Here is a 13,788-nt window from a genome sequence, read left to right as displayed (position 1 = left end):
CAATGATTCTACAGCTCTAGCCGAACAAGCCCTTAAAGAAGTAGAAGAACAAGATCGCAATACCAGCACCCGCCGGCAAGGTGACTACCCAGGAGGCGGCGATAGTGGTGATCATACGCAGGTTCAGTGCGCCAATACCCCGCGCCAGGCCAACACCCAATACCGCGCCCACCAGAGTGTGAGTCGTGGAGATTGGCAGGCCGGTACCAGAAGCCAGTACGACGGTGGAGGCTGCACCCAGTTCGGCTGCGAAGCCGCGGCTCGGTGTCAGCTCGGTGATCTTCTTACCGATAGTGGCCATTACCTTAAAGCCGTATGTCGCCAGGCCCACCACGATACCGATACCGCCGAGCAGCAATATCCAGGAAGGCATAGTGGATTTAACGGTGATAGCGCCGCTCTGGATGGTATTAACTACGGCAGCCAGAGGACCAACGGCGTTGGCGACATCGTTGGAGCCGTGAGCGAAGGCCATGGCACAGGCGGTGAAGACCATCAGGATCGCAAATACGCGCTCGACGTTGGCGAAACGGTTTTCAGCTTCAGCTGCCGGGTCGCGCTGGACGCGCTTGAGCATGGTGACACCGATACCGGCGACAGCAAGGCCCACCAGGGCGGCGATACCGGCATCCTGGATAAAGCTGAGCTGGATATTGGCATCTTTAAGAACGTGCTTGAGGCCCTTGGTGAGGGTCACCATGGCAATCATCCAGCCTACTGCAAACATGTAGAAGGGGATGTAGCGCTTGGCGTTGTTGAAGGGGTCTTCCGTGTCTAGGATCAGGCGCTGGACACTGCGGAATAACAGGAAAGATAGGGTGCCCGCGAGAACCGGGGAGACCACCCAGCTAGCCACGATACTGCCCACTTTACCCCAGGCCACTGCATCTGGGGATATACCTACCGCAGAGAAGCCGACAATTGCGCCGACAATAGAGTGGGTGGTGGATACCGGCCAGCCGAGAATACTGGCTACCAGCAGCCAGGTGCCGGCCGCCAGCAGTGCCGAAAGCATGCCGTATACCAGCAGCTGCGGTTGGGCAGCGAAAACTTCAGAATCGATAATGCCTTTGCGGATGGTTGCGGTAACCTCCCCGCCTGCCAAATAGGCGCCGGCAAACTCAAAGATCATGGCGATAACAATCGCCTGCTTGATAGTCAGTGCACGGGAACCTACGGAGGTACCCATGGCGTTGGCTACGTCGTTGGCACCGACGCCCCAGGCCATAAAGAAGCCTGCTACACAGGCCAAAATCAATAATATATGGCCGTATTGACTAATAATTTCCACGCCAAACCCCCTAACGTGCTAACAACAACTGCAATCGGTTGCCCACGCTGTGGGCGCGATCGGCGAGTTCACCGATCCATTCAATAACCCGGTAGAGGAACATAACGTCCACCGGAGGTAAGTCTTTCTCAATAGCAAACAACGACGCGCGAATTTCGACTTCAAGCTTGTCTGACTTGCGCTCCAGTTCATCCAGCTCTTCGGTCATGCGTTTGGCGATATCCACCTCGCGCCCGGCAAAGCCGCTTTCCAGCAACTCGTCCAGTTCGTTGATCGCGCGCAGTGCCTGTGCAGAGGTGGCGACAGCGCTCTCCACAAAGGTGGTCATCAAGGATTGGAGAGGTGCGGGAATCTGCATCTTCCTGCCTACAGCCAGACCAGCGATATCCTGGGCAGTGTTGGCTACCTCATCCTGGGCATGCAGCAATTCCAGCAAGTCGGTCCTGGACACTGGCATAAACAGGCTGTCCGGCAGATGCAGGCGCAGGTCTCTCTTGATATCGTCAGCGCGGTTCTCCGAGGCGGAGATGCGCAGTTGGATCTGTTCTGCCTCTTTGAGGTCACCTTTGATCAGTGCTTCAAAGAAGGGGATCAGGTCAGCCGATGCCTCGTGGGCCGTAGCCATATGCTTCTCGATTGGCTTAATCGGAGAGCGGCCAAATAAGTTGGCAATATTCGACAGGGCCATGGTTAGCTCCATTGCTCAGAATGCGAAAACGGCGGCATGGTACCCCAATCGGGGCAACTTCGTAACAGTGCGTTAACAGCGCACTTTCACAGCTTGATGATAGGGCTACAATGCGACGTCGCCATATGAGAATAAAGGGGTTACCAATGGCAGAGAGTAGAGTTGCAGACCGCATACTGGAACTGCGCGGATTACTGGAAGATTTGGTGGGGCAGGGCTTTGTTAGCCGAGAGGATGCCAACCGTATTGTCGGGACCCCGCGGACAGCAGAGCAGGCCCAGATGCACCCGCTCAGCTATATCGCCAGTTGTGACCTGGCCAACCGCAAGCAACCGGGTAGTCTGCTCAATAGTGAAATCCTTAGCGCCTGGTTAGCGGAGAGCTCCTCCCACCCCTTGTATCATATTGATCCTCTGAAGGTTAATGTGAGCGCTGTCACCGAGGTGATGAGCTTCCAATTTGCCAAGCGACACCAAATTCTCTGTGTTGAGGCGAGTACCGAAGAACTTCTGGTGGCGACAGCTCAACCGTTTAACCATGGTTGGGAGGAGCAGCTGGAACATACCACTGGCCGCAGAGTACGCCGTGTGGTGGCTGATCCGGCCGATATCAAACGACACTGCGTCGAGTTTTACTCCCTTTCCAATTCAATCTCTGGTGCAAGCGGCCTTCAGGGAACCTCAGCGGCAAATAATTTTGAACAGTTGCTGGAGTTAGGCGCCTTAAAGGACCCTGAAGCTAACGATCAACACATCGTCAATATCGTCGATTGGTTGTTGCAGCACGCCTTTGACCAGCGCGCCAGTGATATCCATATTGAACCACGCCGGGAAGTGGGACGTATTCGCTTTCGTATCGATGGCGTATTGCACCCAATTCATGAGCTTCCAGACCAGGTAAATGCTGCGGTTACCAGTCGCCTGAAAATCCTCGGGCGCATGAATGTGGCGGAGAAACGCAAACCTCAGGATGGCCGTATCAAGACAAAAAGGCCAGATGGCAGCGAAGTGGAGTTGCGCCTCTCCACACTTCCCACAGCCTTTGGCGAGAAGTTGGTAATGCGGATCTTCGATCCAGAGGTTCTCGCGCGATCTTATTCCGACCTGGGACTGGGTGGTGATGACTTGGCTCGTTGGCAGGCGATGCTGTCACGGCCCAATGGTATCGTACTGGTCACCGGTCCTACCGGTTCGGGAAAAACCACCACTTTGTATACAGGCCTCAAGCAGCTGGCGACTAGTGCGGTGAATGTCTCTACCGTTGAAGACCCTATCGAAATGGTGGAAGAGAGCTTTAACCAAACTCAGGTTCACCATGCTATTGGCTTTGATTTTGCTGCAGGTATCAGAACCCTGATGCGCCAGGATCCAGACATTATCATGGTGGGCGAGATTCGCGACTTAGAAACTGCTCAGATGGCGGTACAAGCGGCACTGACAGGCCACCTGGTTATCTCAACCCTACATACCAATGACGCTCCAACAGCGGTTACCCGCTTATTGGACTTGGGCTTGCCGCATTATTTATTGAAGTCCACCATTCTCGGGGTGATGGCCCAGCGTTTGGTGCGAACACTATGTCCCAGTTGCAAGCAGGAAGACAAAATTGAAGAGGCCGATTGGCAGTCTCTGGTGAAACCCTGGAGGGCGCCGTTGCCGGACAAAGTCTACCGGCCGGAAGGTTGCCTGGAGTGTCGTAATACGGGCTATCGTGGGCGTCAGGGAATTTATGAAATCCTGCCATTTAGCGAGTCGGTACAAGCTATTGTCACCTCCGATTGTGATCTACAGCAACTGCGGCGCCAGGCGATGCGCGAAGGTATGAATAGCCTGAGGCTTTCCGGCGCGAAAAAAGTAGCGGCGGGTTTGACCACTGTGGCAGAGGTATTGAGGGTGGCCCCACCGCCGGATATCGCTTTCTAGCTTGGGTGGCCTCTCTGAGATAACTGTTTGAAGATGTAGAGGCCAGTGAAGTGACGCGAGGGGCGGGCTTGCTCGGCCACTCATCATTATCCGATACCATCGATAGCTATCGGAATGCCGATAGCTAGGCAGAATTGCCCGCTGATATTCGCACCAAGGATCGACCCTCATGTTTGACAACATTCCGTGCCCAAAACCCATCCGCGCTCAACTTCAGTCGCTTTGGCATGACTGGTGTGAACTGACGGAGGCCGCGCTTGTTGTTGAGGTGGAAAGTTTGCTGTCAGATTCACGGCTTGCTCAAGGAGTGGCCCGGAGTTTTATCGGTTCAGAATTTTTTTATCAACAGTGCTGTCGCCGCCCAGAGTTTTTCCGGGATTTGTTACTTAAACAAGATCTTGGGCTCTCCCTGCCGATCATAGGAAGTGATGAGGAACTGGATCTTCAATTGCGTTTATTGCGTAACCGGGTAACGGCTGAAGTCATATTTCGCGATTTTGCCGGCCAGTGGGATATTCCCCAGGCATGTCTGCGGCTCAGTGAATTGGCTGAGCTATCCATTCGTACGGCGATGCATTGGCACCATGAGAAATTAGTTGAGCGCTATGGCGAGCCTCGTAGTATAGCTGGCGATAGTCAGTCGATGGTGGTGTTGGGAATGGGCAAATTGGGAGCCCGGGAACTCAATCTTTCATCGGATATCGATCTGATTTTTGCTTACCCAGAGCCCGGTTATACCGATGGTGGAAAGAGCATAGAGAATCAGCAGTTTTTCCAAAAGCTTGGCCAGCGCTTGATTAAATCATTGGATGGAATCAATGCGGATGGTTTTGTCTTCCGTGTAGATATGCGTTTGCGCCCCTACGGTGACAGTGGCCCCCTGGTAAGCCATTTCGCCGCTCTGGAGGACTATTACCAGACTCAAGGGCGTGAGTGGGAGCGCTACGCCATGGTCAAAGCTCGCCCTGTTGCCGGCAGGGAGGCGTTTTCTGAAGAGTTGATGGAGCTGTTGCGCCCATTTACTTATCGCCGCTATATCGATTTCAGTGCTATTGATGCTTTGCGTGAAATGAAAGCCCTGATACAGCGGCAAGTGCGCGCTCGCGGTTTAACGGACAATATCAAACTTGGGCGGGGCGGCATACGCGAGTTGGAATTTATTGCCCAGGCATTCCAGTTAATTCGCGGAGGGCGCGAACCCGCGCTGCGCGAGCGCAGCTTGCTCAAGCTACTGCCCCTCTTGGAAAGTGATGGCCATGTTGAACCGGGAGTGGCCAGTGAACTGACCAGTTGTTATTTGCTATTGCGGAGAGTTGAACACGCACTTCAAGCTTACCGGGATCAGCAGACACAGGCGCTCCCAGCTGAGGAGGGTGAAAGGGAAAAATTGGCATTTGCCCTGGGCCGCGACAATTGGGTGCAATTGGAGATTGAGCTGATCGATGTTCGTTCCTTAGTTGAGCGGGAGTTCGATACTGTAATCGCTCCACCAGAGGAGATGGCCGCCCCCAGTGTGGCTGAAGAGTGGCAGGGACTCTGGGCAAGTTGCGCCGATGAAACTGCGAATGAAGAGAATTTGCAGATTTTGGAAAGTGCAGGGTTTCTTCCTCCACCGCAGGCACTCGAGCACTTAAAGGAGCTGTGCCAGTCAACAATGGTTGCGGCACTACCTGCTTCTTCCCGTGCGCGCCTGGACCAATTTATGCCTACGCTACTGGCCGCAGCAGGGTTACAGGCTGATCCCTTGTTAGTGCTAACCCGTGTTTTACCTTTAGTGCGCTCAGTACTGCGTCGCAGTGCCTATCTCGTCCTGATTAATGAAAATCCCCCCGTGCTCAACCAGCTGGTGCGCCTCTGTAGTGCCAGTCCATGGATTGCTGAGCAACTTGCGCGCCACCCAATTCTGCTGGATGAGTTGCTGGATTCCCGCAGGTTACTGGCACCCTCTACTGCGGCAGATATTGCTAATGAGCTGCGTCTCGAGTTGTTGCGGATTGATCCTGAAGATCTGGAATTGCAAATGGAGGCGCTTCGATATTTTAAACAGAGTCAAAGCCTGCGCATTGCGGCACAGGAGGTGAATGGTGCCCTGCCTTTGATGAAAGTCAGTGATTCTCTTACCTGGTTGGCAGAGGCGATATTACAGCAGTCATTGCAACTCGCCTGGGCACAGATGGTGGATAAATACGGCATGCCTGCGGGGGCCTCGGCAGAGGATATGCACTTTGCCATTATCGCCTATGGAAAGCTGGGGGGATTGGAGCTTGGCCACGGTTCTGACTTGGATATTGTTTTTGTGCACGATGCGGATGCGATGCAGGTTACCGACGGTAAAACCAGTATTGATAACCTGAGTTTTTTTACCCGACTAGCACAGCGACTTATCCACATATTGCAAACCCGTACACTCAGCGGGCCTCTTTATGAGGTAGACACAAGACTGCGCCCCTCGGGTAATTCAGGACTCTTGGTGACTTCATTGGCTGCCTTTGAAAAATACCAGAGGGAGAGTGCCTGGACCTGGGAGCATCAGGCGCTGGTGAGAGCTCGATCTGTCGCCGGTAGCCTCCGCCTGAGTGAGTCGTTTCAACAGTTGCGTACGAAATTGCTTTGCCAGTCGCGAAAGAGCGATAAATTGCGTGATGAGGTGGTGGAAATGCGCAATAAAATGCGTGCGCACCTCGATAAGAGCAACGATAAAAAGTTTGATCTAAAGCACGGTGAGGGCGGTATTGTCGATATTGAATTTATGGTTCAATATGCTGCTCTGGCCTGGGCAAAAACTTCGCCCTCGATCGTGCGGTATACCGATAATATTCGCATTCTCGAAAGTCTAATTGACGCAGGCCTGATGCCGGCCCAACAAGCCGGACATCTGATCGACGCCTACAAAGCCTACCGATCTGAAGGTCATCGCCTGGCACTACAACAACTGCCAGGGATTGTGAGCGATGACCAATTCACAGCGGAAAGAAAGACCGTTCAAACAAACTGGCAGCAATTACTCGGTTAACACCGGGTTTCTACCTGCTGCCCGATTAAACTGTTTTTCAGGATTTGTAGGAGTTACCCATGTCTTTTGCCGACCGCGACGGCGTTATCTGGTTTGATGGTGAATTGGTTCCCTGGCGCGATGCCCGGGTGCATGTCCTCACTCATACCCTGCACTATGGAATGGGGGTGTTTGAAGGCGTACGGGCTTATGAAACCGGTAACGGCACCAGTATCTTTCGTTTGCAAGAGCACACCCGTCGGTTGTTTCGCTCTGCAAAAATAATGAATATCCCAATGCCCTATAGCACTGATGAGCTGAATGAAGCTCAGCGGCTTGTGGTGCGCGAAAATAACCTGCGCCAAGCGTATCTAAGGCCAATGGTATTTTACGGGTCAGAGGGAATGGGGTTGCGCGCGGAAAATCTTTCAACCCATGTGATTGTCGCTTCCTGGGAGTGGCCCAGCTATATGAGCCCCGAGGCGCTGGAGCAGGGGATTAAGGTGAATACCTCCTCATACACCCGACACCATGTGAATATCAGCATGTGTAAGGCGAAAGCCAATGGTAACTATATAAACTCGATGTTGGCGTTACAGGAGGCGGTGCGCAATGGGTGCGAGGAGGCGTTATTACTGGACCCCGAGGGTTATGTTGCTGAGGGTAGTGGAGAAAATGTCTTCATTGTTCGCGATGGGACTATATATACCCCGGAGTTGACTTCATGCCTGGATGGAATTACCCGCGATACAGTTATTGAGCTGGCACGGGAGTGCGGCTATAGGGTGCTAGAGAAGCGTATCACTCGGGATGAAGTCTATATCGCTGACGAAGCGTTTTTTACTGGCACAGCGGCGGAAGTATTGCCCATTAGTGAATTGGATGGGCGTTCTATCGGCAGTGGTCGTCGCGGCCCTATCACAGGGCGTTTGCAAAACCTTTATTTTGATGTGGTACATGGGCGTAGTGCCGCGCATCGGGGCTGGCTCAGTGATGTGGCGGGCCAGGCGGAAGTAAAAATGCGAATAGCATGACGGAAAATAAAAACCCGGCAGATGCCGGGTTTTTATTTTAAGTAAGGTTTACTTAGTAAGAGCTGGTGGTGTCCGGGCGCCCTACGCAGTAATAATCAAAGCCTGCCTCGCGCATTTCCTCTGGTTCGTACTGGTTGCGTCCGTCAAACACAACCGGGGCACTGAGAGCGCTGCTTACTTCATCGATATCAAGAGATTTGAACTGTTGCCATTCGGTCGCGACAATCAGGGCGTCGGCACCCTGTAAAGCCTCTGTCTTGGAGTCGCAAAGGGTCAGGTCTTTGCGATCGCCAAAAATTCGCTGACACTCCTCCATGGCCTCAGGGTCAAATGCCCGCACCTTCGCACCCTGCTCCCACAATCGAGCTAACAGCACACGGCTTGGGGCTTCGCGCATATCATCTGTATTCGGTTTGAATGACAGGCCCCAGAGCGCAAAAGTTTTGCCCTGAATATCTCCGTTAAAATGACGTTGTATTTTTTCGGCGAGATAGTGTTTCTGGCGCTCGTTGCGGGATTCCACTGCGGCGAGAATATCTGCAGCAATGCCCAGCTGTTGTGCCGAGGAAATCAGGGCTTTCACATCTTTAGGAAAACAGGAGCCACCGTAGCCGATACCTGCGTAGATAAACTGGTAACCAACTCGCGGATCTGAACCTATGCCTGCCCGAACTGCCTCAATATCAGCGCCCACTTTATCGGCAATATTTGCCATTTCATTCATAAAGCTGATCTTGGTTGCCAGCATACAGTTGGCGGCATACTTGGTGAGTTCCGCACTTTTAACGTCCATCACGAGGATCTTTTCGTGATTGCGGTTGAATGGCGCATAGAGGTGGCGAAGCTTCTGTTCTGATTCTGCTTCGGAGGTGCCGATAATAATTCGGTCTGGCCGCATACAGTCATTCAGTGCCGAACCTTCCTTGAGGAATTCAGGGTTGGAAATAACATCGAATGGCATGTCGGACTTATCCCGCTCGGTCAATTCTTCCTCAACAGCAGCTCGTACTTTGTCGGCCGTACCCACAGGTACTGTGGATTTGTTGATGATGTATTTCTTGCACTCCATGTGCTTGGCAATGGTTCTTGCAACAGTCAACACATGTCGAAGGTCTGCTGAGCCGTCCTCATCTGGAGGAGTGCCCACGGCGATAAAAATCAGCTCACCGTGTTCTACACCAAAGGCCGCATCAGTTGAAAAAGATAGATTGCCAGTGGTGATACTGTTCTTCACCATAGGCTCCAGGCCTGGCTCATAAATAGGGATAATACCCTGCTTGAGGCGGTTGATCTTGTCCGCGTCTATATCGATACAAACTACTTTATTGCCAGCTTCAGCTAAGACTGCTGCTTGCACCAGGCCCACATAGCCGGTGCCAAATACGGTTACATTCATCAGTGTGACTCTATCTCTCAGCGGTTACTGTTTTTGAGGGTTACTTTCCCGGATAGTTTTATATTGACTCAAACCCCGGTCTTCAATGCTGCTTCGCGCCAGCAGGATAGCCAGGGGGATCCAGTAAAAGAACCAAATATAATTGGGCTTAGCCAAAGGTTGCTGGGCGTATATCAGCATTGCCAGTACACCGAACAGGAACCAAGTGAAATACAAACCAGGAATCCAACTCAAAAGTCTTTCTTTGGATCTCACGGTCCACAGAGTTGCAAGCCCTTGCCAGACACAGGCTGCCAGCCCCAATAGCCCGCTAAAACGCGCGATATCCAGAAGAAAATTGTGTGGATGGGGCACCATCCTGTTTAGTGCAATAAATTTCTTATGCACTAATCCCTGGCCAAATAGTGGGGCTTGCAGGAACTCCTCAAAGGCTTTTTGCCAGAGTGTCAGACGTATAGAGTAAGCGCTACCCCGGTGTAGGAGGGGCAAGTCACCATACAAGGCAAAATAGGTCAATGGCAAAACACAGACGATAGCCACAACAACTAAAATTTTCAGCAGGCGCGAAAGGTTGCCGAATACAACCAAGAAAATTGAAAAGCCCGCCATAACAATTGGGACTTTGGTTTGTGACAAAACTATGTAGATACAGGAGGTGAGTAAGCCTGCTCCTGATAACCAGCGCCAAATACGGGGCTTTTGGTAGAGACCATAGCAACAAAAAAGAGCGTGGAAACCAAATAGCATTCCTGTTTTATCAATATTGCCCTCAAGAGATATACCGCCAATCCGGCGGAGATCCTGGAGACCGCCATCAAGGGAATAAGCAATTAGCGAGGCAATACCGGATAGCAGTCCAATCACAATAAGCGAGAGTAATAGCTTATGGAGGATGTTGTCGCCGTACTGCTCCAACAGGAAGAAAACAGCGCAGTAAAATAGAGCTAGGTATAATACCAATTTCCAGTAGTAATCAGATTGCCTATAAACATCTGCGGTATCCGGAGAGGCCCACAGTGTTGAAAGCGCTAGAATGATAGGCAGGCTGCAAAAGGTTAGGAACTGCCAGGAAATCAGGAAGTGATAGCTCTTTCGCCACGCCAGCAGTAGAAGGGCTGTGGGCACTAAAGTTAGGTAGAAGCTGGTTTGTACTCCCGATACTTTGGGGGAAACATAGTAGCCACATACCAGTATATATAACCCAAGAAAGGCCCATTTGAGCAGACCTGAAATCCACAGTGAGCTTTGCTGGCGATAAACGGGCTGGGAAAGCTTGTTTAGAGTACTTCCAAGTTCAGGCATAGGTGCAACTGTCGGCCATTCAGAAAATTTTGTATTTAGATGCGCGGAAATAGGCTGTATAGGTGAGTACTATATAAAAGTCTGTTGTCCATGAACGCTCTAATTTTGCTTTTTAGTGATAATTGTGGGGCTTTACACAAAGTAGTAGCGGATGCCTGTTTGGCTGAGCGCTTTAACGGGGTCTCCTGAGAGGCATGGATTCACCGGGGGCACCCTTTGGAGCTCCCTGGAAGGAGTATACTGGATGTTTTGGGGCTCCCATAGCCTTGTTACAGTAGCTCCACTGGAATGCGCTAGGTACACTGCCTTGTATTCCGGTGTTTCAGTAGTTTAGGGTCCTATCTTGCAACTTATTATTTGGCGTTTTTTAGATGGCAACCGGGCTCATGAAAAGCAGAGTGTAGCTCTGATTGAAGGGGTGCGCAGGAGTTATATCGGGGAGGTGCAGGTTTTTGATATATCACCAGAATATACAGCCAGCCGTATTCTCCTGAAAACGGGAGAGGAGCTGGAAGAGTTGCCAGCCCCCGACTTTTTGATCGGCACAGGTCGCCGCAGCCGACTTCCCATGCTGTCTGCCCGTTGCCGGTTTGGTGGTCGCGCGGTGGCAATTAACCGCCCTTTGTTACCCTACAGCTGGTTTGATTTTGCGGTCGTACCCGAACACGACCGTCCGCCCCCTCTACCTAATGTGATTGTGAGCCAGGGCGCATTGACTGAACCGCTTGAGAGCGATGTACTGCAGCCTGGAAGGGGGCTTATTTTATTGGGTGGACCCAGCAAGCATTACAGTTGGGATACCCTCTCAATCCGGGAGCAAGTTGAGAAATTATTGGCCCAACCCTTGAGTTGGTGTATCTCTGACAGTCGGAGAACACCGGCGGGTACCATGGAGCAGCTGGAGAAAAGCAGTGTTGAGTTGGTTGACTGGCGCTCTTGTCCGGCGGGCTGGCTTCAGAAGCAGTTGTCGGAAGCGGAGACAATCTGGGTCACTGAGGACAGTATCTCTATGCTATTCGAGTCGTTACAAAGTCGGGCCCAGGTCGGTGTAATTCGGGTTCCGAGTCGCAGCAAGTCTAATAAGGTGCGTTCAGCGGTATTACGACTTTTGGATCAAGGTTTGGTTAGTGAAAAGCTTGAGGTGAAGGCAGGAGGCCAGCGTGACCCCCTGGATCAATACCTATTGTGTGCTCAAGCATTGTTGCGTCGATCAGGGTTGCCAAGCCGTTAGCGCTTGAGTCCCTCAGCTTCATATTTTCGCCAGGGGGTTTCCTTATCGGAAATTTCCCACTCGACTCTCAGCCACATGCGCTCGATACGGCGATGGATATAGCGTTTCGCAAAGTAGCTAGAAATTTTTGGCAGAGGCAGGAAAGAGGAACAACCCAGCCCATCAATCAGGTAAGTTTGTAGTTTCCCCTGCTCTTTTCGCAGGACCAGATTGTGGGCAATCAGATTTTTGGTGAGTACTTCATACTCAAGCAGCCACTCAGAAAAGTGCTGTAAAGATTCGCGCACCTCGGTATTGAGTCCATATTTGTTTAGGTATTGGCGAAGAGTAGGTGCCGGATTGCCATCAGCGTCAAGAATCATATCAGTGACGGCAGCGGGGCCTAAGCTGGTCTCCTGTATCCCAAACCATCGAGGCAGATGTTGCCAAAGCCCATCTCGATTAGTTGCAATGGCCCGCTGGCTATAACCTTCCTGTTCGCGAAGATTGTCATCAAAATATGATTCCCCTCGCCAGGTTTTGTACCAGGGAGCTTCGCCCCAATAGCTCCGCTGTTCGGCCGGGTCGCATCACCTTGACACAGAGTTCAGACCGCTCCGGGTGTCGGTAGCAAAAGCGATTGCCTCCGCTGGCAAACGGCTCGCTCTGGCTCAAATTAATCACGCGGGTTCGCTCCGGTACGCTCTGTGAGTAGGCTCTTGTAGATTTCAATAGTGTGTTCGGCCTGCCTTCCCAATGTGAAATCGGTAGATAAATGAGGCTTTTGCCCAGGGCTGTCGAGCAATTCCTGAGTACGCGTGAATAAGGCTTCTGGATCATTGATATCAACTAGCCCTTGAGGAAAACAGGCATTAAGCGACTCTGCCGGTCCCCCAATGTTATAACCAATAATAGGTGTGCCAATCGCAGCGGACTCTATAACGGTTCTGCCAAATGGCTCGGGTCGACGTGATAGGTTATACACCAAACTGGACGCACTATACCAGTGGCGTATATCACTACGATGACCAACTAGAGTAAGGTGGTTCTCAAGCTTCATTGAGCAAATTTTTTGTTCCAATTCATCGGCGTAGTGCTGCTTGTTCTTCTCCGCTCCGCCGAGAATGATGCCGTGAACATCAGAACGGTTTTCGACTAGTTGATGGATTAGATCGATAAAGTCTTCTTGTCCCTTCCAGCGGGTCAGCCGGCCGGGTAAGAGGAGCCAGCGCTTGCCGGCAAGCTGGGGGAAATCCTGGTGTACTTTTTGGTACCAGGACTCCGATGGCTGGACATCGAGATTGAACTCATCTGTATCTACACCCCGGTAAACGATTTGTGGGGGACGCTTTAGATCGTTTGCATAATTCTCCAGTAAGTAGCTATTCACACACTCTGATATTGCGATTACCTGTTCGGTTTTCGCCATAATCGCACTATATCGATTTATGGAGTAAAGGCCATGAGCAGTGCTTACAAGGCGGGGGCGCTCAGTTGGGTCAAGATTTCGCCAGGCAAGATAGGCTAGCCAAGCCGGAACCCTGGAACGCACATGGATGATGTCAGGTTTCTCACGAGAGATAACCTTTCGAAGTGGTCTGACCTGTAACAGGCTAAAGAGAGACTTCTTATGGATTGGAAGTTCAATATGGGCAGAGCCTTCAGCTTTTAGTTGCTCGACCATGCTCCCCCCACTGGAAACAACGATTGACTGATGACCACCTGCTACCAGGTAGCGGGCAAGATCAACGGTCCCCCTCTCAACCCCCCCAGAGTTCAGGGCGGGCAAAAGCTGCATAATTTTCATGGGGAGATATACCAGGGCTTATAAGAATAGTTTTTTGAATTAACTTGACTAATGGGTTGCGTTTTAGCAAGGAAGGTCGGGCACAAGCATATAATATGGAGCATAGATGCCCTGATAAAGCGTTTGGCAAAAGTGGTATTATAGAC

The 13,788-nt window shown here is 51.7% G+C and carries 11 protein-coding genes; 4 read left to right on the top strand and 7 right to left on the bottom strand.

Going from position 1 to position 13,788, the window contains the following annotated elements:
* Nucleotides 1-16: 16 nt before the first annotated feature.
* Nucleotides 17-1,291 (bottom strand): inorganic phosphate transporter, encoded by a 1,275-nt coding sequence (locus tag ACJJIY_RS03120; protein ID WP_282930993.1) that lies wholly within the window; start codon nt 1,289-1,291, stop codon nt 17-19.
* Between the two features lie 10 nt (nt 1,292-1,301).
* On the bottom strand, nt 1,302-1,979 hold the full coding sequence (locus ACJJIY_RS03115) for a TIGR00153 family protein (RefSeq protein ID WP_413663563.1): 678 nt from the start codon (nt 1,977-1,979) through the stop codon (nt 1,302-1,304).
* A gap of 146 nt (nt 1,980-2,125) precedes the next feature.
* On the opposite strand from ACJJIY_RS03115, the gene tfpB reads away from it, so the two are divergent.
* The 3 genes from tfpB (at nt 2,126) to ACJJIY_RS03100 (ending at nt 7,927) form a co-directional block, all read left to right on the top strand.
* Complete coding sequence (gene tfpB / locus ACJJIY_RS03110) at nt 2,126-3,901, top strand: type IV pilus assembly ATPase TfpB (protein WP_445359084.1); 1,776 nt, start codon at nt 2,126-2,128, stop codon at nt 3,899-3,901.
* A gap of 169 nt (nt 3,902-4,070) precedes the next feature.
* The gene (gene glnE, locus ACJJIY_RS03105; protein WP_445359083.1) at nt 4,071-6,914 is read left to right on the top strand and encodes a bifunctional [glutamate--ammonia ligase]-adenylyl-L-tyrosine phosphorylase/[glutamate--ammonia-ligase] adenylyltransferase; all 2,844 of its coding nucleotides are present in this window, start codon (nt 4,071-4,073) and stop codon (nt 6,912-6,914) included.
* A gap of 59 nt (nt 6,915-6,973) precedes the next feature.
* On the top strand, nt 6,974-7,927 hold the full coding sequence (locus tag ACJJIY_RS03100) for a branched-chain amino acid transaminase (protein WP_444895899.1): 954 nt from the start codon (nt 6,974-6,976) through the stop codon (nt 7,925-7,927).
* Between the two features lie 52 nt (nt 7,928-7,979).
* On the opposite strand, the gene ACJJIY_RS03095 is transcribed toward ACJJIY_RS03100, so the two are convergent.
* Entirely contained in the window at nt 7,980-9,323 is a 1,344-nt protein-coding gene (locus ACJJIY_RS03095) for a UDP-glucose dehydrogenase family protein (protein ID WP_445359082.1), read from the bottom strand.
* 24 nt (nt 9,324-9,347) lie between these two features.
* The gene (locus tag ACJJIY_RS03090) at nt 9,348-10,625 is read right to left on the bottom strand and encodes an O-antigen ligase family protein (RefSeq protein WP_444895901.1); all 1,278 of its coding nucleotides are present in this window, start codon (nt 10,623-10,625) and stop codon (nt 9,348-9,350) included.
* A gap of 343 nt (nt 10,626-10,968) precedes the next feature.
* Here ACJJIY_RS03090 and ACJJIY_RS03085 point away from each other — a divergent pair, with 343 nt between their 5' ends.
* Nucleotides 10,969-11,856, top strand: a complete 888-nt coding sequence (locus ACJJIY_RS03085; RefSeq protein WP_444895902.1) for an ELM1/GtrOC1 family putative glycosyltransferase — start codon at nt 10,969-10,971, stop codon at nt 11,854-11,856.
* Here ACJJIY_RS03085 and ACJJIY_RS03080 read toward each other — a convergent pair.
* The 3 genes from ACJJIY_RS03080 to ACJJIY_RS03070 are packed head-to-tail and all read right to left on the bottom strand — an operon-like array spanning nt 11,853 to nt 13,642.
* Entirely contained in the window at nt 11,853-12,308 is a 456-nt protein-coding gene (locus ACJJIY_RS03080; RefSeq protein WP_444898276.1) for a YrbL family protein, read from the bottom strand. The genes ACJJIY_RS03085 and ACJJIY_RS03080 overlap by 4 nt on opposite strands.
* A gap of 40 nt (nt 12,309-12,348) precedes the next feature.
* Nucleotides 12,349-12,519 (bottom strand): YrbL family protein, encoded by a 171-nt coding sequence (locus ACJJIY_RS03075; protein ID WP_445359081.1) that lies wholly within the window; start codon nt 12,517-12,519, stop codon nt 12,349-12,351.
* Nucleotides 12,512-13,642 carry a glycosyltransferase family 4 protein gene (locus ACJJIY_RS03070; RefSeq protein WP_444895903.1) on the bottom strand — a complete coding sequence of 377 codons (1,131 nt, stop codon included), beginning with the start codon at nt 13,640-13,642 and terminating at the stop codon, nt 12,512-12,514. Before ACJJIY_RS03070 ends, ACJJIY_RS03075 begins: the two co-directional genes overlap by 8 nt.
* Nucleotides 13,643-13,788 lie beyond the last annotated feature (146 nt).

The organism is Microbulbifer maximicatervae (SeqCode) (assembly GCF_052468155.1).
Note: the sequence above shows the minus strand (reverse complement) of the source record. Positions and strands in the feature narration are given on the sequence as shown.